Origin of the sequence: Flavobacterium sp. UBA4854, assembly GCF_002399805.1 — a bacterium.
Classification (GTDB): domain Bacteria; phylum Bacteroidota; class Bacteroidia; order Flavobacteriales; family Flavobacteriaceae; genus Flavobacterium; species Flavobacterium ginsengisoli.
In genome coordinates this window covers 32,253-54,633 of sequence record NZ_DHEI01000050.1, presented here as the reverse complement: position 1 = coordinate 54,633, position 22,381 = coordinate 32,253, and the positions used below count along the sequence as shown (strand labels likewise).

Here is a 22,381-nt window from a genome sequence, read left to right as displayed (position 1 = left end):
GAATGAAAACACTATATAAAATCGGAATGGTTTTACTTACCGGAGCAATCATGACATCGTGTGTGGTAGGAAAAAAATATTCTCGTACAGATTTACAAGCTCCAGAAAAATACCGCGATGAAATCGCGGTTACTGGAGACACAGTTTTGCTTCCGTGGAAAAACTATTATAAAGATCCTTTATTGGTTGCTTTGATTGAAAAAGCGCTAGTAAAAAACAACGAAGTGATCATTTCAATGAAAAGCATGGAACAGCTCGACCTCAGTTATAAACAAGCCAAATTATCGTTATTACCTACACTAGATTTCGATGCTGGAGCGAGCCGTTCTTATCCTTCTAAAAATTCTCTAAACGGATCTTTGAGCCAGCAATTTATAGGTAAAGATTATATGGATGATTACAGTGCCAATCTGCGTCTTTCGTGGGAAGTAGATATTTGGGGAAAAGCAGCAATGCAAAAAAGAGATGCCAAAGCCGCTTATTTTGCTCAAAAAGAGAATCTTTCAGCATTAAAAACTCGAATTATTGTTCAAGTGGCTCAAGCTTATTACAATCTTTTAGGTTTAGATGAACAGCTTAAAATTGCAGAGAAAAACATCGAATTGAGTACCAATACTTTGAGCATGATGGAATTGCAATACAAATCGGGATCGATTAGTTCTTTGGCAGTAAATCAAACAGAAGCTCAGAAGAAAACAGCTGAATTATTAGTGCCTTTAGCGAAAGCAAATATCGCAGTGCAAGAAAACGCTTTACAGATTTTATGCGGAGAATACCCAGATAAGATTGAAAGAGCTGGAAACATTGATGCTGCTGAAGTTTCGGTAATTTTTCCAACAGGAATTCCGGCTTCGCTTTTGAGCAGAAGACCAGATGTAAAATCTAGCGAATACGCGGTTATGTCTGCCACTGCAAAAACAGGATTGGCAAAAGCAACCATGTATCCGACTTTAAGCTTGAATCCGTCTATTGGAGTAAATTCTTTTGAATTTGAAAATTGGTTTGATTTTCCAGGTTCAATTACCAAAACCATTGCAGCCAATTTAGCGCAACCTATTTTTAGAAAAAAAGCTTTAAGAACGGCTTATGAAGTGGCTGTTTTAGAACAAGAAAAAGCCGTTGTGCAATTTAAACAGTCTTTTATAACAGCAGTTGGCGAAGTAAACGATGCTATGTCAAGATTAAAATATGCTGACGAACGTATTGTTTTGGCAAAAGAGAAAGCAGAATCGTTAGAAAAAGCAACTTCAGATGCTGGTTTACTTTATAAAAGCGGAATGGCTAATTATCTTGAAGTAATTGCAGCGCAAAACAGTTCGCTACAGAACGAACTAGATTTAGTAACAATAAAACTCGAAAAACTGAATGCAGCAATTAACCTGTACCGTGCTTTAGGCGGTGGAGTAGAGTAGTGTTTTATTTTTTTAATTCACCATTTCTGTAAGCAATTATAGAAGTGGTGAATTTGTTTTTGATTGAATTTACTGATTTATGGACAAAATTATTTTTACCCGATCAGAACTTTATAGCTTGGTTTGGAAATTTCCAATACCGCAGATTGCTAAACATTATGAGGTTTCTAGTATGGGAATCAAAAATGCTTGCGAAAAAATGAATATTCCGCTCCCTAAAAGCCGACATTGGATTGGACCTGAATATAAAAGAAAGAATGTTCCTCAGTTACCAATTGATTTTAAAGGAAATAATGAGATTTCGATTTTAAAAAAGACATACGAAATGCAACTTCGAGTTCCTTCAAAATCGACACCTTTACTCGATTTGGCTCAAAGCATAAAAGATGATGTTCATGCTCCGCTGCGCATTAGCGATAAGCTCGAAAATTCGTTGGAGATTATTACAGCAACAAAGAATTATTGGGAAAGCAAAGGCTTAAACGATAACATCAATCTGGAAAAATTAGAGATTTTGAATTTGAATGTTTCTAAAGAAAGTGCAAATCGAGCTTTACGGTTTATGAATGCTTTGATCAAACTCATTCATTATCGCGGACATGAATTTAAAAAAGGTCTTGATGGTTTGGATACAATTGTTTTTAAGAACGAAAGTGAAATAAAAATAGATTTAAGAGAAGCGCAAAAAAGAATAACCAAAACGGGTTTAAGAGAAACTTTTGGATATGTTTTTACTGGCGATTTCATTTTTAGAATTTCAAGAGGATCTAACAAAAAAGAATGGCGTGAAGGAAAAATTTCTTTAGAAAATAATCTTGCATTAATTATGGCAAAGATTGAATTAATGGCTGCAGAAGATTAAAAAATATCCAAGCGGAGTAATATATTTTGAAAGGATTCTCTTTGCCATAAATACTTCCTTTTCCGAAATTTACAAAAAAAAGAGGCTTTCTTTTGAGAAGCCTCTTTTTCAAATAGTTGTGTTGCGGTTTCAAACAAACCAGTTTAGTTTTAAATTAATTAATTTTAACCAAATGAGCTTCAATTGCAGCTCTTTGAGGTTCGTATTGAGCAGGAAGTTTTAAGTTCTGACCTAATTCTTCTAAACTTTCGTCTACAGTAAATCCAGGATTGTCAGTTGCAATTTCGAACAAAACTCCGCCTGGTTCTCTAAAATAAAGAGAGTGAAAATATTGTCTGTCAATTTGTGGTGTAATTTGCAACCCGTATTCTTCTATTTTTTCTCTGAATTTCATCAAAATTTCGTCATTTTTTACACGAAAAGCAACGTGATGAACAGTTCCATTTGCATTTAAACCGCGTTTTTCTTCTGGTAATTCTACCAAGTCAACAATTGCAGCATTTTCTACAGCATCTGTTGCATAACGGTAACGGTTTACATCTTGATCGATCAATTTGTAACCAAATATTTCAGTTAAAACCGCAGCAGTTGGTTTAATGTTATTTAAAGTCAAAGTAATGTTATGAAAACCTCTTGTAGCTACATCAGCTTTTACTTCGTCAGTTTCCCAAGCTTTTCTGTTATCTTCCGTTTTAGATTCAATTAACTCTAATTTTAAACCATCTGGATCTAAGAAAGTCAAATATTTTTCTCCGAATTTTTCAGCTGGTTTATTGTAAATTACATTGTATTGCTCGAAACGTTTCTGCCAGAAATCTAAACTTCCTTTTGGAACAGAATAACCAATTTCTGTAGCCATTCCAGAACCTTTTCTGCCTTGCTGGATTCCTGCTCCCCAAGGGAAAAAAGTTAAAATAGTTCCTGCGCTTCCAACTTCGTCACCAAAGTAAAAATGGTAAGTTCCTGGATCATCAAAATTCACTGTTTTTTTGATGAATCTTAATCCTAAAACTTTTGAGTAAAAGTCAAAATTGCGTTTAGCGTCTCCTGCAATTGCAGTAATATGATGTAATCCTAAAATTTTATTTTCCATGGTATTTTTATATTAAATAGTTGTTTGATTTTTCTTTTACAAATTTACGTCTGTTATCGCTGTTTATCGATTAACCTAGATTAAGAAAGAAGCGAGGACGATATTTTGTCGTTTTTTAAGTTCTTTCTTCGACAACAATGTTTTTTTAATTGCATAACACGAAAGTAAATGCAGTGTATAGAAATACATTCTGAAAAACAGTATATGCTGTTTTCAGGCGTTGTTTTTTTGCTGTGACCAATAACCGATCACAGCAAATTATATGAAATATTGATGAATTTTATATTTTGATAAATATTGATTTTCTAAGCTTAAATTCAATATTTTTTGTTTTATGTCCTTTCCCTGTAGTGTCTTCAACCAATAGAATTGAACCCGTGTTGAACGTTCTTTTTTCTCCTAATGAAGTTTCTATTTCTACACCACCATCTAGCAAAACAATATATTGGCGGTCTGGAGCATTATGAAAATCGTAATCATAAGAAGGATTAACTTCTCTAAAAACGATAGATTTAACGGGTTCATCATCAGATAAAAATCCGATATCGCCGTTGTTTTTTAACGGAACATCAAAGTCTTTAAAATGACTTTCTCCGTTTGCATCGCTATAAATGCGAGTTATCGTAATCATTACTTTTTATTGAAAACTAATGCATTGGCACAATTTATCTCATCTTGACTAATAGTATGTCCCATATTTGGATAGATTTTTTTTGTAACATCTGCGCCCATTTTTTCCATAAGCGTTTCAGTATCATTTACTCTTTCTACAGGAACGTGAAAATCAGGATCGCTTGTTCCGATAAAAACAGGCGTGTTTTCAAAATTTCCTGCATAATGGTTTTCATAGACTTTATCGCCAATTAATCCGCCGGTAAAAGCAACGATTCCACCGTATTTTGCAGCATTTCTTGTTGTAAATTCCAAAGCGAGACACGCTCCTTGTGAAAATCCTAAGAAATAAATATTTTCTTTTTCGATTCCGTTTTGCTGAATAGCGACCACAACTTGATGTATTGCTTCCAACGATTTTGAAAACGAAGGTTCATTTTCGTTTAGCGGCGCTAAAAACGAATACGGATACCAAGTTCTGTTTTCTGCTTCAGGCGCAATCAATGCAAAATCATCAACCTTAAGATGTTTTGCGATAGAAAGGATATCATGTGCGCTTGCACCACGTCCATGAATTAGAATTAAAGCTTTTTTTGCTTCATTTAAAGGAACACCGTCTGTTAATATTTCTGTATTCATAGTGTTGTTTTTGTTTTTTTATTATTGGATTGACGAATGAGTGTTCCACACAGATTTACACAATCTTGTCATTTCGACGTAAGGAGAAATCTTCGCGAGAAGCTCGACAAAGATTGGATTTTCTGTACGGAGTTACTTGCGAAGATTTCTCCTTACGTCGAAATGACAAACTTTGGCGAGATACTTTGTTTAGAATTAATTACTTCTTCCAAATATCAGCGTACTCATCTGGATGTCTTTTAAATTGTGCGTGAACATACGGACAAAGTGGTAAAACTCTCAAATTATTGGCGCGAACATAAGAAACCATTTCTTCTAAAAGCTTCTTAGCATAACCTTTTCCTTCGCCCTCTGGCTCAACTCCCGTGTGGTAAACTGTCAGTAAATCAGGTTTAATGCTTACTGTCATTTCGCCTAATTTTTTACCATCTACATAAAGATTAAAAGCGCCATGTTTTTTTTCGTCCAATTCTAATTTTATTGTTTCCATATATTTTTTGATTCAATTTTTTGAGAGAAAATTATTTAGTTGAATTTAAGAAAATTAAACTGTCTATAAAATAGTTCTACAGACAGTTTAATTAAATCTTTCCGTATTTATTTTATAAAGTCAAGAATATCATTGTTGATTGTTTCTGCTTCTGTAGTTGGCATACCGTGAGGGAAACCTGGATAAGAAATCAATTTTCCGTTTTTCAACAATTTTGCTGCTCTAGGAGCTTGATTGTAAGGAACAATTTGATCATCTTCTCCATGTAAAACCAAAACTGGAATATCTAAACTTTTTAAGTCTTCTGTAAAATCAGATTCAGAAAACGCTTTAATTCCTTCGTAATGAGATAAAACAGAACCCATCATTCCTTGACGCCACCAATTTTGTTTAATGCCTTCTTGAACAGTTTGTCCTTCGCGGTTCCAACCGTAGAACGGAATAGGAAAGTCGTAGAAATATTGTGCTCTATTAAATCCGGTTCCTATTCTAATTTCGTCAAAAACCGACAATGGAACGCCTTCTGGATTAGATTCGTTTTGAATCATTATCGGAGTAACGGCACTAATAATTACCGCTTTTGAAATTCTCCCTTTTCCGTATTTTGCAGCGTAACGAATTACTTCGCCTCCTCCAGTTGAATGCCCAACGTGAATGGCATCTTTTAAATCTAAAGCTTCAGTCAATTCAGCAATGTCAGATGCATAAGTTTCCATGTTGTTTCCCTCAGAAGCTTGGCTAGAACGTCCATGTCCGCGGCGATCGTGTGCTATAACTCTGTAGCCTTTTTGAAGGAAAAACATCATTTGTGCATCCCAATCATCACTTGACAAAGGCCATCCGTGGTGAAAAACAATTGGTTGACCTTTTCCCCAATCTTTGTAATAAATCTGTGTTCCGTCTTTTACTGTAAATGTGCTCATAATTTTTTGATTTTAAGATTAATTTGTTTTATAATTTTAAGTTTAAATTTGTTCTTGGTTTAAAATTTAAACTTATAACTTGTTTTTTGTTTTATTTTGTTTGATTATGGTACAAATGTATTACAGAATAAAATCTGCATCTATTAATCTAGATTAAGAACTGAAAATTTTAAGTTAATAAGCAATGTTAAATTAATGAATTATTGTTGTAATTTGTTGATTTTTAAGTTTTTATAAAGTTAAGTTTTTTAGTTTCTTTATTTGGAAAGAATTTCATTTTAGTATAAAAAAAATGCTAAACGTAATTGTTTAGCATTTGTGGCAGTTAATCTTGTTGGAATGATTTTAGACTTCCATCATCATTAAACTCTATCGAATAGTGTTCTCGGCTTCCGCTTATAGATGACGGATACCATCTTAGTTTATTATTCCAAATAGAAATATAAACACTTGTGGTAGGTTGTGCGCCTTCAACTTCTTTTGTTTTTTCGTTATAAACTTGAGCTAATTTTGCTGCATTTATAAAACTGATTTTATTTAAAGAAACCAAACGTCCTTTAACATCATCACGAACAGAAAGCTGAACAGGTTTTGGCCCCGACCATTTTTCATCGTTAAATTCATAAATGTCTACATATTTTGGATTTTCTGGATGTTGCAACATTGCATTTATTCTTCCATCATTATAAAAGTATAAGATCGAGTAAATAAATATTTCTTTTCCATTGTATTGAGGAAGATTTTTCAGTTGTTCTTCTGCTTTTTTTAATATTTCGATATTAGTCAATAGATTAATTTCCTTTTTTTCGCTTTTCAAAGGCGGTGAAGCAACGTTTTCGGATTTTTTATTTACAATTGTATCATTAGGTTTTAAAGTTTCATCTATACTTTTTGAGATCTTTTCGCAGCTTAAAAATAAAGTGCAAAACAGCATCAAAATAACTATCTTTTTCATTTGCTATATTTTGTTTAAATCATTTGCAAAAGCAATTTGGTTTGGATTTTCGGGATTATAAAAAATATCAAGGAATTGTTTTTTGGTCATTTCTAAATCTAAAATTCCAATAACTTTTTTCAAGCTATTTTGATGCACTACATTTTTTGTGTCTTTATATTCTAACTCAAAACGCATCATTGGTTGTTCGTTAATATATGTTCCTGTTTGGCTTACATTGATTAATTTGGCCTGAGTTTTTATTCCTTTAAATTTGAGTGCAACCGAATTTTGATCTAAGCCAGTTAGTTTTTTAAATATAAATTGAACCAAAACGCGATAGAACAAAAGCACTAACGGAATTATTAATAACGGATGTCCAAAAGACATAAAACGCCAACCCATACCATGACTTTCGGTTTGATAGGAAAACAAATAATAGCCTACAACGATAAACGTAAAAAATAACCAACCTAAAATTCTAATTGTTAAATTCCTGATGCTTAAAGTTGGAGTAGCAGATGAAATCACAAAATATGGAGGTTTTTTCATGTACTTGTCTAGTAATAAACTGATCTGTTTTCCAGCTTCGAACCGTTTTTCATTGGGTTTGGTGTCTGTAATATTGGTTTTATGAATGATTTCGGTATTCGCAAGATTTTTAAAACACAGTTCGAGTTCGTAATTGTCAAATTTAGAATTGAATTTAGAAGCTTTCTTCGAACTAATTATTTCAGCTTCGCGACGTAATCCGTTTAATTTTATTTTCTCCAGATTATTTTTATTGACAAAAACCTGAAAGATCCATTTTTGGAAATAACCAATCAAAAGGATCAGCCAGAGAATTAAAGACAATAAAACGATCCCTAAAGCCCAATAAGGATCTTTGGTTTTTAAATCGTTGATATCTAAATCGCTATTGATTGCATAATACAAAATCATTGGAAAAGGGATTGCAAAAAAGAGCATGTAGAGTACCCAAAAGGTAATGGCTAAGTTTTTTTTCATTCGCTGTAAATTGGGGTTATTTAGTAGCTATTTTAGAATTAAAATGTCATAAAAAAACGACAATACTCAAATTTAGATAAAATATGCAAAATATCAAGACTGTTTATGTTAAAGAATTTTTTTACGAAAACAAGAAATGATTCAGAAATAAAACAACCTCTTCTTTAAATGAAATAAAAATTGCATTTCGTTAAAATAAATACAAAATAGTATGTACTTTTGCCAGCAAACTATTGAACAAGCACTTGAAAAGGTTAATCATCATAGCACTTTCTATTTTAATTCTCTCGCCATCTTTTGGCAGCTTGTTCGTTTATGCTTCTTTTAAAATCAACCAGAAAGAAATTGCTAAAACTATTTGCGTTCAGCGTAAACAAGCATTTAACAGTTGTAATGGGCGATGCGAACTTCAAAAAAGCATTAAAAAATATTCTGATAATGAGCGAAAAATGCAAGACAGCTTAAAAGATAAATTAGAGCTTGTTTACGTTCAAAATACTGCTGAAATCAATTTTAGCACAATTCCAGTTATCGAATCTAAAGATAACGCTTCAATTTTATTTGATAAGAAACCAATCGGAGCTTCTAATCTTACTTTTCACCCTCCTCTCTATAGAGTTTAGGGATCAATCTTTTTTTTAATTCCAATATTCTCGAATTCCAATTTTTTATAATTGAAATTTTGAATGCCTTATTGCTCGCTTATACGGATTTTAAATCCAAATTTGAGTAACAAGTCGGGTAGTTTATTCTTTTAAAACGATATTGATCTTCTTTTGTAATTGAAGAGAATAACTGTATTCTAACTTCATTTACTTTCGCCATTTTCTTGGCTTTTCACTAGCATTTTGAATTTTTTGATATTCAAAAATTTATAGCTTAATGCTAAATTTTAAACGTTTTTTTATAACATTCATCAAATGAAATCTTTTAATTTTTGGATAATCGCAGTATTATTTGCGGTTACTTCCTGTACAATTGATAAAACAGATTACGAAGCTGAAACTGGTTCTGAAGTTCCTGAAAACTTGGAATTTAAAGATGCAGCTTCGCTTACAAGCGGAAACTATAAGGTTAGCATTGAAGCTTTAAACGGAACATTCTATAAAGGATATAATGAGCTTCATCTAAGAATTGTCAATACTCAAAACAGCCAAGAGTTAACGACAGCTGCCGTAACTTTTCTGCCAATTATGAGTAATGCTGACGGAAGCAAAAGTTCGTGTCCGCATGAGTATAATGTTGCGTATGATTCTGCTAATAAGTATTACAGTGGGTATTCTGTTTTTACAGGAGAAAGCTCTACTACAGCGAGTTGGAAATTGTACATCAGTTTTACGGCAGATGGTCAAAAATATGAAATCAATAAAGATGTTACTGTAGAAAAACAAAGCAATAAAAACTTAAATATGACTGCTTTTGCAGGAAGTGATGGAGAACAATATATAATTGCATTGATTTCGCCTCAAAAACCAACTGTTTCAGAAAATGCTTTGATTGCTGGTGTTTACAAATACGATAAACCAACGACTCCTGCAGGAACTTTTCCAGATCCATCTCAGTTTTCGTATTCTGAAGTTGTGGGATATACTTTAAAATTAGATCCGAGAATGCCAGAACCTTCTATGGGAAATCACTCTTCGCCAAATAATAAAGACTTAACGCAAGGAGACGACGGTTTGTATCACGGTGTTGTCAATTATACCATGACAGGAAACTGGACATTGAACTTAATTATGATGAACCAAAACGGATTAATTGTAAAAGGAACCATTGTTCCAACTGATCATACGCCTGGAGTAGAAGGTGTAAAAAGTGAACTTTATATTGATACTTTATTCTAAAAACATGAAATATATTATAATGCTGCTTTTCTTGGGATTTTCAGTTACAGCTCAAAATCAGCATGCACATCACGATAGCATAAAAAACTTAGAAGAAGTAACCGTAAAAAATGCGACGAAAAAGAAGATTGAAACAGAAATGAAAATGGCGGTTTCTGTTGATGAATTTTTGTCTTCGTCAGACAATATCAGTTTCATAAAACGTGGAGCTTATGCTTGGGAACCTTTATTGAATAATATGAGTACAGAACGTTCGACAGTTACAATTGATGGAATGCACGTTTTTGGTGCTTGTACCGATAAAATGGATCCAATTACGTCTTACGTAGAAAGTAATAATCTTGCTGCAGTTGATATTAAATCGGGTCAAGAAGGAAGTTTGCACGGAGCAACTGTTGCCGGAAGCATCGATTTAAAAAGAAAAAGTACGCCGTTCGGACTTAAAAAGAAATGGAACGGAGGGTATCAAACTGGATTTGAGTTTAATAATAAGCAGTTTTTTAATTTAGGAAATATCGCTTATTCGGGAACTAAGTTTGTCGCTGATGGAAGCATTTCGTACCGAACAGCAGATAATTATCATGACGGGAACAATGACGAAGTAAAGCATTCACAATACAATAAATTCAATACTTCGTTAGGTTTGGCTTACAAAACCAGCGATTTGTCATCGGTTAGATTAGACGCGATTTTTGATGTGGCAAAAAATGTTGGTTATCCTGCTTTGCCAATGGATTTGTGGCTTTCTCGTGCTCTTATTACTTCTGCTTCTTATAAACAATTGTTTGAAGAAGGTTTGGTTAGAGTAGTAGATACAAAAGTATATTTTAATGCAATTGAGCATTATATGGACGATACAACTCGACCAGAAAATTTAGTCCACATGGACATGCCGGGTTGGAGCACCACTTACGGATTGGTTTCTAAAGCTAATTTAAAAAAGAATGATTACTCTTCTGAAATTCAGCTCAATGTTTACGATAATTTGTCTATTGCAGAAATGAGAATGTATCCGCAAGATCGAAGCGAAAGAACGATGTTTGCTTACAGCTGGCCTTGGGTTACGACTCGTTATGCTGGACTTTCTATGAATAATTCTTGGGATATTTCAGAAAAAAGTCAAGTGCATTTAGGCGGTTCTTTAGGAGCGAATTACAATTATTCTAAATACATAGAATTCAATTGGATTTTTCATCCTGGAGCGCCTCAAGAAAAAACGAGATTTCTGCCAAGTCTTAATGCCGCTTACAACTTAAATATTGATCAATTTAATTTTTCTGTCGGAACTGGTTACGGTCATAGAGCGCCTTCTGTTTCTGAAGGTTATGGTTATTATATCTATAATAGTTTTGACCGTTACGATTACATTGGAGATCCGAATTTGAAAAATGAAATTTCGTATGAAGGAAATGCAAGCGCAGGTTTTAAAACAGAAAAATTGAGCATTCAAGGAAAAATAAACTATTTCTATATTCAGAACTACATTATTGGTAAAATCTTAAGCATGGGAAGTCCGATGAATTATCAATCTGTTGGTGTAAAAGGATATACATCATTAGATTATGCAACGCTTTTGAATATGTCTGCCAATGTAAGCTATGATATTTTGGAACATCTGCATTGGAAAGGAACGTTGACTTATGCCCGCGGAATGGATAACAAAGGAGGAAATCTACCTTTTATTCGTCCGTTAAGTTATGTGACTTCATTGAATTATATGTATAAAAATTTCGGAATCCAGACTTCTGTAAATGGCGATTTTGAACAAATTAACTACAGTCCAGAATATGGTGAGGATCTAACGGCTGCTTATGCAATTTGGAATATTTCTGCTAATTATTCTTTTAAAATCAACAAAGTGCAAAGCACAATACAAGTTGGAGCTGAGAATTTATTAAATGCCTATTATAGTACGTATGCCGATTGGGGTAATATTCCAAGAATGGGACGCAATTTTTTCACGTCTTTAAAATTGAATTTCTAAGAAAAAATGAAAAAAGTTTTTAGTATCACAATGACAATTCTGTTCCTGCTGGTTTCTTTCCAACAGGCGCTTATCGTTGTGCACTTTAAACTGAATCAAAATGCGATTGAAAAAGAATTTTGTGTTAACAAAGCCAAGCCAGAATTGCAATGCCATGGTAAATGCCATTTGAAGAAAGAGCTTCAGGAAACGGAAAAAAATTCTGATCTGGAATTGAGAAGCATTAGCAAAAAGATTGATATTGCTTTAAACACAAATATACAGTTTCAGGTTTCGCTAATAAAAATTATAACATCCAAGAAAGTGCCAATTTATAAAGAATTGGATCTGCTAGAACCTTGCCTTGAAATTTTTGTACCGCCGCCTATTTTATAATCTTCCTTTCGATTAATAAAATAGCCATTTGGTTAAATTGAACTTTGACGCATAGTTTGCTATGTGAATTTAAATTAGCAAAACGTCTTTTTTTAGTTTAGAAAACTATGTTTCTATGTGTTGGAATAGTGTAACTCAATGGTTTAAAGACAGTACAAAAATTAAAATCATAAAAATGCAAAATTTTAAAAAATACCTTTTATTATCAGCAGCCGCTTTGGCTTTTGTTTCATGTTCAAATGATGACGATGCACCAGCAGCAAACAATTTAACATTCGAATTCAATAATACGTTTAAAGACAAAACAATTGTTTTAGGAGATGCAACTTCTGCGTCGGCAACAACAAATACTTCGGCTGCAGGACAAGTTCATCATTTTTCTGAAGTGAAATATGTGATTAGCAATATTCGTCTAATAAAAGATGACGGAAGCGAAGTGCCTTACAACGTAAATGATTTAGATAAAGGCGCAACAGTTATAGATCAGGCAAAAACGGCTTCATTAAGCTATGTTTTGAGCAATGTGCCATCTGCATCATACAAACAGATTAAATTTGGTTTGGGTATTAAAACAGAGCAAAATACTCTAGACCAAACAAGATTTCCTAAATTTTACGCAGCGGCTGGAGCCAATGATACAGCAATGATGTGGGAATGGGGAACAGGATATCGTTTTACAAAAGTAGAAGGTTTTTATGATACCGATAATAAAGCGATGTCTATTCACACAGGAAGCACTGTTGCCGGAACTGAAGGCGCTTATACTCAAGGTGTAAATGCATATAGAGATATTACGTTAAGTCTTACTGTAAATGCAGTTGTAGGTAAAAATGCTCCAAAAATCAAAATTAAGGCTGATTTCGACAAATTATTGAGCGGAAAAATCAATACCATTACCTTATCTACAGGAACAGGAATGAGTGATAATGCTACTCCAAATGTTCATACTGCAGCTCAAATGGTAAAATTTGTGGATAATCTAGGAGGAAACGGTACAAACGATATTTCAGGAATGTTTTCTGTAACTAGTGTAGAAAACTAAGTTAACTCTTTGGTAGAAATCTGCTTAAATCTTTTAAAATCTGCGTGAAATACTTTTTAAGTATAGATTTTTTCACGCAGATTTAAAGAGGATTGAGGGAGATCTAGGCAGATTAAATCGAACCTATTGATTTAAAAAAAATTCAGAGCCGTCTGAAATTAAAAAGACGGCTTTATTTTAAAACTCATTAAAATGAAAAAAATAATCGGCTTCATCATAATCATAATCTTTTTCACTTCTTGTAGCAGTAGTGATTCTGATGAGACTTATTTTGATAATCCTGAGCTTTCATTGCATATTCCCACAGATTTTCCAGAAGTAAATAGCTATGTGAGTTTAAATAAACCTACAAAATATGGTGCTGAGTTGGGCGAAAAACTTTTCTCTGACAAAAGATTTAGTAAGGACAATACAATTTCTTGCTCAAGTTGTCATATTCAAGCAAATGCCTTTGCCGATCATAATGCGCAAGCTATTGGAATTGAGGGAAGAGTAGGGCTTAGAAATGCGCCACCGCTTCAGAATTTAATGTTTCTAAAGTTCTTTAATTGGGATGGAAGCCGACTGCAATTAGAAACACAACCTTTGGTTCCGATTATTACCCATGAAGAAATGGATTCTTCGATTTTGGAAGTTATCGGAAAAATTAAAGATGATGCTTCTTATAAAGAGATGTTTAAAAAAACATTTGGAGATCAGGAAATTACAGCAGATAGAATTTACAAAAGTATTGCTCAGTTTGAATACACTTTGATTTCTGCCAATAGCAAATATGATAAAGTAAAACGAAAAGAAAGTCAGTTTACAGAAAACGAAGCGGCGGGATATGCAACATTTCAGCAAAAATGCGCAAGCTGCCATAGCACCGAATTGTTTACAGACCAAAGTTTTAGAAATATTGGATTTCCGTTAAACACCGATTCGAATGAAGCAGGAAGAGGAAGAGTTACTGGAATTGCAACTGATTTTATGAGTTTCAGAGTTCCGTCTTTACGAAATGTAGAATATACTGCACCTTATGGAAGTTTTGGTCAGTTTGCAACCTTAAAATTGGTTTTGGATTATTTTGATAACGGAGTTTTGAATGCAGCCAATTTAGATCCTATTTTTAAAAATAATGGTAATAGAATTCCGCTTACAGAAGTAGAAAAAGAGAACCTTATTGCGTTTATGAAAACCTTGAGTGACAGAGAATTTACAGGAAATTAATGTGAAAAGACTTGATTTTACTGGTGTTTCGAGTTTCTTTTTAAGAAAAGGGAAAATGTTTATAATATGTTGATAAATAATGCGTTGCGGACTGTGTTAAAATCTTATTTCGATAGATTAAATGTTTTAAATTTATAACTGAATGATAGTTAATTATTTAAAAATTTTTGAATATGGAAAGAGCTATAAAATTACAGGTTCGCAAAGAACTTGACGGAAAACAAGAAGTAAATATAATTAAGCTAAAAGGTAGTTTAATAACCAAAGGTTACACCGAAATTATCCATATTAGCGACAAGGACGACGAATTCTATATTAATTCATTTGCTACTAAAACAGAGGCAAATAAAGAAGTAAGAGAATTTATTCTAGATTTTATAAACAAAGAAAATTTAAGCAATACAATTAGTGTTCTAGCATAATCGAGATAGAATACTAGATTGTAATGCCCAATAAAGCAATCGTAAGTTTAAATTGCATTTGTAAAACTTGTATTTTGATCCAGATAAAGATGTTGATCTTTTAAAATATCATCTGGTTTCTCGTCCCAATCTCCCCAATCTCCTACATAAGTTTTACGAAATATTAATTCGTTATTATCTCCATCACAAACCAAAGTTCGGTCTGTACAGGTCTCATTGTTTGGACTGAAATTTATTTGTGTATTTTTCATGGCGTGATTATTTAATTGTTTGTAAATGAGATTATAAAATTAAAAAGATCAAGTCAAACTTAGTTATAAAATAATATTAAATTATTGTTTAATTTGCATCTATATGACTGAAAAATAACTTTTTACAAAAAATGCTAAACAAACCTGTTTAGCATTTTTTATTTACTCTTTCTTCTAAAATCTTTCTTCTTCTTTATTTCCTTTTTTTAGGATATCTTCCTCGAGGTTCATCACCTTCGCGGAGTATAATTTCAGAATGCAAGAACTGTGCAGCATCAGCAGAACCTTTTACTTTGGTAGCACTGCGTTCCAGCATTTCTGCTTCAAAATCGTTTAAGACATTTTTTCTTAGACCAGTTTCTCTCCAATTAGATTTTGCATTACAGCCTCTATATATTTTTCTAGCCAATTTTAAAGCATCCAACAAAGCTTGGTTTGCACCTTGACCTTTAAACGGACTCATTGGGTGCGCTGCATCGCCAATTAAAGTTATATTTTGATTTTGTTCTAATAACTCCGATCGAAGCAATTCGCGATCATAAACAGGATATCCAGAAATTAAACTTTCTTGTGTAGCTTCTAAAATTTGCGGAATAGGAGTGTGCCATTGTGTTCTGCGGCAAGCTTCCTCTTTAAGTGCTTTTGGACCTTTTGCGCTTAGTTCTTTAGCTTCTTCTTCAGACATCGGGAAACTCAATTGCCACATTACAGAATCTCCCGTGTAAGGCATAACATAAATTCGTTCATTTCCATTTGCAGTCTGAAAAACAGTTGCAGAATCTAATAATAGGCTCGAAATACCTTTGAGAGAACTTAAAGGACAAATTCCTAATATTACAATGCAATCCAAATAACGAAGTGGCGTTATGTCTTCGCCAATTGTTAGTTTTCTCACAATGCTTCTAATGCCATCTGCACCAACGATAAGATCAGCTTTTACGTTTTTTTCTTCTCCGTTTACCTGAAATTTAAGTTCTACACCATCATTATTAGCTTTAAAATCTAACAATTGATGTCCCCATTGCACTGTATTATTTCCTCCAAGCTGTTCTAAAAGAGCTTGGCGCAACGATTGTCGTGCAATATGCATATTGGTACGTGTAGCAGACGGTGTAATTTCAGTTTCAATCCATTTTCTGGTTCCCCATTCGCCCAATATTTTCCCTTCTGTATTATGAACAATATGTTTTGTAGAAATTATACCGTTTAAAGAAGTAATCCCTAAACCCTTCATGGCTTTACTGGCTTGTTGTAATGTAAGTCCGTAGCCTTGAGATCGCGCGTCAAAATGAGTATCTCTTTCGTAAATTGAAAAAGGAATTCCGCGATGTAAACAAGCCACAGCTAAAGCAACACCGCCAATGCCAGCACCAATTATAGCAACGTGAGGTTTTGTCAAATCAGGTTCTAGATATTTTTCGGACTGAATTAATCCTGATCCTAAGCAATTTGTGCACAAATGCAGATGTGCCTTAGGGCGTATTGGAGCAACTTTAGTTTGCGAATTTTCAAAAGCAGCCAATTCCGTTTTATAACGTCTTTGAGCTTTTTTACTAAGTCCGCGATTTATTTTGCCTTGTCCCCGGCATTCCTGACATATCGTCCACATAATTTTTATTGTAATTATAATGAAGCAAAATTAGCATTATTTTTCAGAAGCTATTTTAAGATAATATGGAGGCGTAGAAGAGTTAATTAAATTGATTTTCTAAGTACAGTAGTTTCAAAATTTAAATCTTTAATAAAATCAACAACATCATCTGGTTTTTCTAGAATTAAATTACAATCTACATCTTCGACTAAAAAGAAAAATCGAAACTCTGAATGTATCGTTTTTAGTGCCGTATTTAATAATTTTATGAAAGGTTTTACTTCCAACCAGTTTGTTTCGGTTTCAAAATAAATAGAAAAAACTTGTTCTTCGACAACAAAATTTAAAGTATAGCCATAAGAACCCTGACTATATCTTGGATCTCCAAACAATTCAGCATTTTGATAGAATCTTCCTTTTATATTTTTTTTGAACAATAATTTTGCAATATAAGTATTAAAGAAAAGTTCGTAATTTAAAGGATAAGATGCAATTGAGGTATCAAATAAGGAAGTGTTTAGTTTAGTTTTGACTAAAATTTCACCATTATAAGTGGTTTCAGCCAAATATTGATCAAAATTGCTGATTGATAATGATTTTAAAAATGGGCTATAAAGATGTTTGTTCCAGTTAATGTCATTCTTTATAAACCCAGGATCATTACTAATATCTTCAGGAGTAAGTTGGTATTGATTTAGCATAATAGTAAAGAACTTATTCTTGTCAGTATAGAACAAAAACTTTTTGAGACAATAATGATTGTCAAAATGACTTGACGCGAAGTATGAAAATGCTAATTCTGTTATTTCAGCTTGAAATGCCGTATTATTTAATGCTAAATAAGCAAACGGATTAGTTTCTTCAAAAAATGATTCATCATTTATAGAGTCAATTTTGCCCTCAAAATATTCGTTTACAAATAATTTTAGTAGAATAAAAGAATCTTCTTTAAAACCTAAATCAAAAAGAACGATCGGGATTGAAGTTTCATAGAAATATTTTTTGCCATTGTTTCTGTTTTTTAAGTACTTCTGAATTTCATCGTAACAATTCTCAAGTTTGTTTTTTAAAGTAAATTCAAAAAAATCAAAAGAGAATTTTTCGGGAGTGTTTTGCAAATGATTGATGTAACGCTTTAATTTTGATTCTTCTTCTAAAAATAAAAAATCAAATTGTTTTAAAAACGGAATTAAATGTTCATCGTTTTGAAGTTCTTTTTCAATAAAATCAATTTTTTCATCTTCTTTAATTGATTGCGAGCCTATAAAATTTTCGTAAAATGAATAATTATAGCCTATTTCATTTTCGAAAAAAAAATCAGATATATTCTTATTTATGCTAATATTTTGATATTCTTTATCGTTTGCAGTTAAATTATCTATTTGAGTTGTATAAAATAGATTAGAGTATTTTGAGGCAGTCGATTCTGAATTTTTATTTTGTTGTTTCTCGCTATTATGTTTTTTGAAGAAATTCAGAAAGTTCATGGACTGTTTGTTTTGAGTTATTAGAAGTAAAAATAAATATTTTATCCTGAAGCAAGGATTTGTCTCCATAATAAAAGGTTTATTTTATAATTTTTAAAAATGATTATATAAGTCACACCATTGTATTTGAGGTAATTTTAATAATCATTTAAAAACGAAGAATTATGGAAAAGAATAATCAAACCCAGAAAAACCCGAATCCTAAACAACAGGGTGGAGGAGATCATCGAAATGACACGAGAAAACATCAATATAAAGAACATGATGTAGTTTTGACAAATGATGAGAATTATGATGTCGACACTAAAAAGTTTAAAGGTCAAGAACCTGAACTAGATGATAAGTTGAATAACGAAGAAAAAAAATAAAGTAAAACGCCTCAAGTTAATTTTGAGGCGTTTTTTATTTGCTTTTTATTGTTTTACAGCGACTTTTTTTAATAGATAAAAGTGAAGATATAAACAAATTGATTGGTTTTTTATAGATTTGTATAAATCTAATACAGTTTCTTCAATAATAATTGAAGAATAATATATAATACAAGGCATGAAATCGTTTACTTCAGTTTTTTTACTTTTAATGTTTGTTTGTTCAAGTTCCTACTCACAATTGAGTTCTGATAAAATATTTGAAAGTTTTAAGCAAGGAGAACGCACAAATTGTTCGTCTATAGCATTTATTAAAGCTTCTTTAAATGTATACGGCTTAGATAATCTTTTTGAAAGTGAAAAATTGAACAATGATTCTTATCGTATTACATTAAAAAATAATGCAACTTTTAATTTAGATAGCAGCGAAGTCACAAAAGCTAGAAAATCGGCAGGTTTTGTTTATATTAAAGATAATTGCGATAGCGAAAAAATACGTGATTATGCTGTTCTGACATATGCTGTAATGGCAAAATACATGCAAATTATTGATAAAGAACCTACTTTTGAGAAAGCTTTAGAAGAATTAGAAGAAGGTACTGTATATACTCCAACCATCTATAAATATTTAGGATTCAAATTAGGCAAGCAAATTCAGAAATTAAAAAGACAATCTGGAAGCGAGTACTGCGGTGTTGTGGCATGGTCAAAAGCGCATGCTGTTTTTGTGTGCGAAGATTTTATGGATTACTACGGAAATAAAAAAAGTATTTGGATAAAATATCCGGGACGTTTTAGAATTATTAAGACGTAAATAGAAAAGAATTTTTGGCACTAAAAATCCTTTAATTCTATAGTTTTGGTGTACTATTTTACTTATTCAGATTAAAAGATTATTATAATTTTGGCAAAAACAACCTCCAAAAGTTGGATTTTAAGTTAATTTATATATTTTTGTTTTTATTCAAGAACCAAATCTATAAGAAAATGAAGAGTAAAATTATTTTATTATGTGCACTTTTCTTCTTGACAACTGCTGCTGTCTCTGCACAGGCAAAAAATGCACCAAGAAGTATCATTAGTACAACAGCTTTAATTCGCAAATACCATGATCAAAAAGAATTAAGTGGTATGCAAAAAGGAGAGCTTTTAGAATTGTACATTGAACGTATTAAAGTTTTAGTAAAAACGCTTCCTTACATTGCTTTGGTTACAAAACCGGGTGTTACAATGGCAGATTTAGGTATTCCTGATACAGCTGATAATAAAAAAATATTAGATGGACAGGCATTAGGAACAACAAGTTTCTTAGATACTACAGTAGAGTTTCAAAGAAAAATGATGCCTTACTCTGATAAAGGAAATCTTATCGCTGCAATTTTATTCTACGAAACTACATTGAAATCTCTACACGAGTTCAACGAGCTATAATAAATTAGAAATAAAAAATAGAAACTCCAAGGTCTTATGATCTTGGAGTTTTTTTTTGGTTTAAACTTTGCAAAGCTAGACTTTAAAATGGTAAAAACTACTTTCAAATTTTTATGCTTTTAGTACAATTCTTATAAAATACTAAAAACAGCTATTTCTAATAACTGTTTTGTTATTAGGTGTTTAGACTGTGTTTTTAAAAGTAGTTAACATTTTTTTTGCAAAAAGTTTAATTAAAATTTGGGAACTAATATTTTTAACATACCTTTGTTCTATCAAATTAGTAGAGTTTAAAAAATAAGTTAAAAGCCAGAGATTAGAACCACAATATTTCATTCTGAAAAAAGCAAACGCATTAGGCCGTTTTCATCCTGATGCATTCTAAGGTTAAAATTCCTCTTTTTTTAATTCATTATAAATTTTAAGAAACATGATCCCAAATAGGGGTTAAAAATTTTATAGGCCAATTTAAAATAATAGTAATCCAAAAAAAAAAGTAAAATGAAAAAACGAATGTGCTGCAGATAAAAGAAAAAACCATTTCTGTTGCAGCAGAAATGGTAGAAGCTTAAAAGAAATTTGTCATCTCTAAAAGGAAAGCTAGAATAGCATAAAGCTCTCTTTGCTCACCTTATTTATTAAACTAAAACAAAGTAATGAAAAAAAAATTAGAAAGATATACTTGGCTATGTATTTTGTTGATTTCCATCGGGGTTACAGCTCAAGAGACAAAGCCGCTAATCCAGTCTAAACTGGAAGGAACAGTAGTAGATGCTGTTACAAAAGAGCCAATTATTGGAGCTTCGGTAACGATTCAAGGCACTACTCATGGTGTTATTACAGATACAGATGGAAAGTTCTATTTTCAAACTGGACAAAAATTTCCTTATGTACTTTTAATTAGTTATTTAGGATATAAAAAGCAAGAAGTTGTAGTAAACAAAAACGATATTACAATTGATCTATCCGAAGAGCAAAATGCTTTATCTGAAGTAGTGGTTACTGCTCTTGGAATTTCGAAAGAAAAGAAATCGTTAGGATATACTACTCAAGCAGTAAAAGGAAAAGAACTGGCAACAACAAAAGAAACCAACTTCTTGAACGCACTTTCTGGTAAAGTTGCTGGTGTACGTATTACAAACTCGCAAGGAGATATGGGATCTTCTCGTATTATTATTCGTGGAGAAACTTCTATTGCAGGAAATAACCAACCGCTTTTTGTGGTAGATGGAGTTCCTGTAGATAACTCGCAATTGAATTTTGGTGGTGCTACTCGTGATTTCAGAAATGCAATTGCCGATTTGAATCCGCAGGATATTGAAACGTTGACTGTTTTGAAAGGACCAAATGCTGCTGCTCTTTACGGATCACGTGCTGCACATGGTGTTGTGCTTATTACAACAAAATCTGGTAAAGGACAAAAAGGAGGTTATGGAGTTACTTTTAATACCGGTATAACAGTTTCTCAAGTAGCTACTTTACCTTCTTTTCAGAATAGTTTCGGACAGGGTTCTAATGGAAAATTTAGTTACGTTGACGGTAAAGGAGGAGGAGTTAATGATGGTGTTGACGAAAGCTGGGGACCAAGATTGGATGGACGCCTTATTCCGCAATTTTATTCTAAAGGAGAAGCTGTTCCTTTTGTTGCACATCCAAATAACGTGAAAGATTTCTTTAATACAGGACTTACTTATGACAATAGTGTTTCTATTGCAAAAGCTAATGAGAAATCAGATTTCCGTTTAGGTGTAAATAACCAAAAACAACTTGGAACTGTACCGAACACTGAAATAAACAAAACGAACTTTTCTGTTAATACCAATTATCAGATTTCTGAAAACGTAAAAGTGGGTGTTAATGCAAATTATATCGTAACAGATGCCCCACAATTGCCAGGTGGTCCTACAGGAGGACGTGCTGCGGGTGTAATGCTACAATTCTTATGGTTCGGGCGTCAGGTTGATATTAATGAATTGAATAAAGATTGGACACAAAACTGGAATAATAGCTATTATAGTAATCCGTATTGGAATGCCTATTATAATACAACAAGCCAACAGCGTAACCGTTTAATTGGAGATATTCATTTGGATGCGAAATTGGCAGAAGGATTAAATTTCAGATTCCGTACGGGAGTTGATTATTATAACGACCGCAGAAAATATACGATCAAATACGGTACAAATGGAACTCCTTTCGGATCGTATGCAGAAGATGCTTACACAGTAAATGAGCAAAATACTGAAGGTATATTTCAATATACAAAACAGCTTAACGACGATTTTACTGTAGATGCGCTTGCTGGATTTAACATTCGTAACCATAGTGATGCCAATAACTATCAGAAAGCACCGCGTTTAGCAGTTCCAGATTTGTATACTTTAACAAACTCTAGAGATCCGTT

At 32.5% G+C, this 22,381-nt stretch carries 22 protein-coding genes; 12 read left to right on the top strand and 10 right to left on the bottom strand.

Going from position 1 to position 22,381, the window contains the following annotated elements; genetic code table 11:
- The first annotated feature begins 2 nt into the window (after positions 1 to 2).
- Both B3J44_RS07015 and B3J44_RS07010 read left to right on the top strand, forming a co-directional pair.
- Entirely contained in the window at positions 3 to 1,412 is a 1,410-nt protein-coding gene (locus B3J44_RS07015; RefSeq protein WP_286967361.1) for an efflux transporter outer membrane subunit, read from the top strand.
- Between the two features lie 79 nt (positions 1,413 to 1,491).
- A complete protein-coding gene (locus B3J44_RS07010) occupies positions 1,492 to 2,274 on the top strand; it encodes a hypothetical protein (protein WP_286967359.1) in 783 nt (260 codons plus the stop codon).
- A 154-nt stretch (positions 2,275 to 2,428) separates the two neighbouring features.
- Here the strand turns inward: B3J44_RS07010 and B3J44_RS07005 are convergent, their stop codons facing one another.
- From B3J44_RS07005 to B3J44_RS06975, 7 genes are all read right to left on the bottom strand, one after another.
- Positions 2,429 to 3,367 (bottom strand): ring-cleaving dioxygenase, encoded by a 939-nt coding sequence (locus tag B3J44_RS07005; protein WP_286967358.1) that lies wholly within the window; start codon positions 3,365 to 3,367, stop codon positions 2,429 to 2,431.
- A 280-nt stretch (positions 3,368 to 3,647) separates the two neighbouring features.
- Positions 3,648 to 3,998 (bottom strand): hypothetical protein, encoded by a 351-nt coding sequence (locus tag B3J44_RS07000; RefSeq protein ID WP_278021842.1) that lies wholly within the window; start codon positions 3,996 to 3,998, stop codon positions 3,648 to 3,650.
- The gene (locus tag B3J44_RS06995) at positions 3,998 to 4,618 is read right to left on the bottom strand and encodes an alpha/beta hydrolase (protein ID WP_286967355.1); all 621 of its coding nucleotides are present in this window, start codon (positions 4,616 to 4,618) and stop codon (positions 3,998 to 4,000) included. The genes B3J44_RS07000 and B3J44_RS06995 overlap by 1 nt, the downstream gene beginning before the upstream one ends.
- A gap of 199 nt (positions 4,619 to 4,817) precedes the next feature.
- Complete coding sequence (locus tag B3J44_RS06990) at positions 4,818 to 5,108, bottom strand: GNAT family N-acetyltransferase (protein WP_286967353.1); 291 nt, start codon at positions 5,106 to 5,108, stop codon at positions 4,818 to 4,820.
- 107 nt (positions 5,109 to 5,215) lie between these two features.
- Positions 5,216 to 6,031: an alpha/beta fold hydrolase gene (locus B3J44_RS06985; RefSeq protein ID WP_286967351.1), complete on the bottom strand. Its 816-nt coding sequence runs from the start codon at positions 6,029 to 6,031 to the stop codon at positions 5,216 to 5,218.
- Positions 6,032 to 6,356: 325 nt separating this feature from the next.
- Positions 6,357 to 6,986 (bottom strand): hypothetical protein, encoded by a 630-nt coding sequence (locus B3J44_RS06980; RefSeq protein ID WP_286967349.1) that lies wholly within the window; start codon positions 6,984 to 6,986, stop codon positions 6,357 to 6,359.
- A gap of 3 nt (positions 6,987 to 6,989) precedes the next feature.
- Complete coding sequence (locus tag B3J44_RS06975) at positions 6,990 to 7,973, bottom strand: hypothetical protein (RefSeq protein ID WP_286967347.1); 984 nt, start codon at positions 7,971 to 7,973, stop codon at positions 6,990 to 6,992.
- Between the two features lie 245 nt (positions 7,974 to 8,218).
- On the opposite strand from B3J44_RS06975, the gene B3J44_RS06970 reads away from it, so the two are divergent.
- The 6 genes from B3J44_RS06970 (at position 8,219) to B3J44_RS06945 (ending at position 14,849) form a co-directional block, all read left to right on the top strand.
- Positions 8,219 to 8,596 (top strand): hypothetical protein, encoded by a 378-nt coding sequence (locus tag B3J44_RS06970; protein ID WP_233074072.1) that lies wholly within the window; start codon positions 8,219 to 8,221, stop codon positions 8,594 to 8,596.
- 297 nt (positions 8,597 to 8,893) lie between these two features.
- Complete coding sequence (locus B3J44_RS06965; protein WP_286967345.1) at positions 8,894 to 9,817, top strand: hypothetical protein; 924 nt, start codon at positions 8,894 to 8,896, stop codon at positions 9,815 to 9,817.
- A gap of 4 nt (positions 9,818 to 9,821) precedes the next feature.
- Positions 9,822 to 11,801: a TonB-dependent receptor plug domain-containing protein gene (locus B3J44_RS06960; RefSeq protein ID WP_286967343.1), complete on the top strand. Its 1,980-nt coding sequence runs from the start codon at positions 9,822 to 9,824 to the stop codon at positions 11,799 to 11,801.
- Between the two features lie 550 nt (positions 11,802 to 12,351).
- Positions 12,352 to 13,218 (top strand): MbnP family protein, encoded by an 867-nt coding sequence (locus tag B3J44_RS06955; RefSeq protein ID WP_286967341.1) that lies wholly within the window; start codon positions 12,352 to 12,354, stop codon positions 13,216 to 13,218.
- Positions 13,219 to 13,410: 192 nt separating this feature from the next.
- The gene (locus tag B3J44_RS06950) at positions 13,411 to 14,427 is read left to right on the top strand and encodes a cytochrome-c peroxidase (protein WP_286967339.1); all 1,017 of its coding nucleotides are present in this window, start codon (positions 13,411 to 13,413) and stop codon (positions 14,425 to 14,427) included.
- A gap of 173 nt (positions 14,428 to 14,600) precedes the next feature.
- Positions 14,601 to 14,849 carry a hypothetical protein gene (locus B3J44_RS06945; protein ID WP_198855863.1) on the top strand — a complete coding sequence of 83 codons (249 nt, stop codon included), beginning with the start codon at positions 14,601 to 14,603 and terminating at the stop codon, positions 14,847 to 14,849.
- Positions 14,850 to 14,896: 47 nt separating this feature from the next.
- Here the strand turns inward: B3J44_RS06945 and B3J44_RS06940 are convergent, their stop codons facing one another.
- From B3J44_RS06940 to B3J44_RS06930, 3 genes are all read right to left on the bottom strand, one after another.
- Positions 14,897 to 15,100 (bottom strand): hypothetical protein, encoded by a 204-nt coding sequence (locus B3J44_RS06940; RefSeq protein WP_278021835.1) that lies wholly within the window; start codon positions 15,098 to 15,100, stop codon positions 14,897 to 14,899.
- Between the two features lie 193 nt (positions 15,101 to 15,293).
- On the bottom strand, positions 15,294 to 16,709 hold the full coding sequence (locus tag B3J44_RS06935; protein ID WP_286967336.1) for an FAD-dependent oxidoreductase: 1,416 nt from the start codon (positions 16,707 to 16,709) through the stop codon (positions 15,294 to 15,296).
- A gap of 86 nt (positions 16,710 to 16,795) precedes the next feature.
- Positions 16,796 to 18,178, bottom strand: coding sequence for a hypothetical protein (locus B3J44_RS06930; RefSeq protein WP_286967335.1), 1,383 nt, complete (start codon positions 18,176 to 18,178; stop codon positions 16,796 to 16,798).
- A gap of 164 nt (positions 18,179 to 18,342) precedes the next feature.
- Between B3J44_RS06930 and B3J44_RS06925 the strand changes: the two genes are divergently transcribed.
- The 4 genes from B3J44_RS06925 to B3J44_RS06910 all read left to right on the top strand — a co-directional run.
- Complete coding sequence (locus B3J44_RS06925; RefSeq protein ID WP_286967333.1) at positions 18,343 to 18,546, top strand: hypothetical protein; 204 nt, start codon at positions 18,343 to 18,345, stop codon at positions 18,544 to 18,546.
- Positions 18,547 to 18,787: 241 nt separating this feature from the next.
- Positions 18,788 to 19,360, top strand: coding sequence for a hypothetical protein (locus tag B3J44_RS06920; protein WP_286967327.1), 573 nt, complete (start codon positions 18,788 to 18,790; stop codon positions 19,358 to 19,360).
- 173 nt (positions 19,361 to 19,533) lie between these two features.
- Complete coding sequence (locus B3J44_RS06915; RefSeq protein ID WP_095929165.1) at positions 19,534 to 19,977, top strand: hypothetical protein; 444 nt, start codon at positions 19,534 to 19,536, stop codon at positions 19,975 to 19,977.
- Positions 19,978 to 20,633: 656 nt separating this feature from the next.
- Positions 20,634 to 22,381, top strand: a 1,748-nt coding sequence (locus B3J44_RS06910) for a SusC/RagA family TonB-linked outer membrane protein (RefSeq protein ID WP_286967324.1), incomplete at its 3' end; no start/stop codon positions are given.

Coding starts and splice junctions, on each gene's coding strand:
- B3J44_RS06980 (WP_286967349.1), bottom strand. CDS start 6,986: ATGAAAAAGATAGTTATTTTGATGCTGTTTTGCACTTTATTTTTAAGC.
- B3J44_RS07000 (WP_278021842.1), bottom strand. CDS start 3,998: ATGATTACGATAACTCGCATTTATAGCGATGCAAACGGAGAAAGTCAT.
- B3J44_RS07015 (WP_286967361.1), top strand. CDS start 3: ATGAAAACACTATATAAAATCGGAATGGTTTTACTTACCGGAGCAATC.
- B3J44_RS06950 (WP_286967339.1), top strand. CDS start 13,411: ATGAAAAAAATAATCGGCTTCATCATAATCATAATCTTTTTCACTTCT.
- B3J44_RS06925 (WP_286967333.1), top strand. CDS start 18,343: ATGGAAAAGAATAATCAAACCCAGAAAAACCCGAATCCTAAACAACAG.
- B3J44_RS06940 (WP_278021835.1), bottom strand. CDS start 15,100: ATGAAAAATACACAAATAAATTTCAGTCCAAACAATGAGACCTGTACA.
- B3J44_RS06960 (WP_286967343.1), top strand. CDS start 9,822: ATGAAATATATTATAATGCTGCTTTTCTTGGGATTTTCAGTTACAGCT.
- B3J44_RS06965 (WP_286967345.1), top strand. CDS start 8,894: ATGAAATCTTTTAATTTTTGGATAATCGCAGTATTATTTGCGGTTACT.
- B3J44_RS06995 (WP_286967355.1), bottom strand. CDS start 4,618: ATGAATACAGAAATATTAACAGACGGTGTTCCTTTAAATGAAGCAAAA.
- B3J44_RS06975 (WP_286967347.1), bottom strand. CDS start 7,973: ATGAAAAAAAACTTAGCCATTACCTTTTGGGTACTCTACATGCTCTTT.
- B3J44_RS06930 (WP_286967335.1), bottom strand. CDS start 18,178: ATGAACTTTCTGAATTTCTTCAAAAAACATAATAGCGAGAAACAACAA.
- B3J44_RS06955 (WP_286967341.1), top strand. CDS start 12,352: ATGCAAAATTTTAAAAAATACCTTTTATTATCAGCAGCCGCTTTGGCT.
- B3J44_RS06935 (WP_286967336.1), bottom strand. CDS start 16,709: ATGTGGACGATATGTCAGGAATGCCGGGGACAAGGCAAAATAAATCGC.
- B3J44_RS07010 (WP_286967359.1), top strand. CDS start 1,492: ATGGACAAAATTATTTTTACCCGATCAGAACTTTATAGCTTGGTTTGG.
- B3J44_RS06985 (WP_286967351.1), bottom strand. CDS start 6,031: ATGAGCACATTTACAGTAAAAGACGGAACACAGATTTATTACAAAGAT.
- B3J44_RS06990 (WP_286967353.1), bottom strand. CDS start 5,108: ATGGAAACAATAAAATTAGAATTGGACGAAAAAAAACATGGCGCTTTT.
- B3J44_RS07005 (WP_286967358.1), bottom strand. CDS start 3,367: ATGGAAAATAAAATTTTAGGATTACATCATATTACTGCAATTGCAGGA.
- B3J44_RS06945 (WP_198855863.1), top strand. CDS start 14,601: ATGGAAAGAGCTATAAAATTACAGGTTCGCAAAGAACTTGACGGAAAA.
- B3J44_RS06915 (WP_095929165.1), top strand. CDS start 19,534: ATGAAGAGTAAAATTATTTTATTATGTGCACTTTTCTTCTTGACAACT.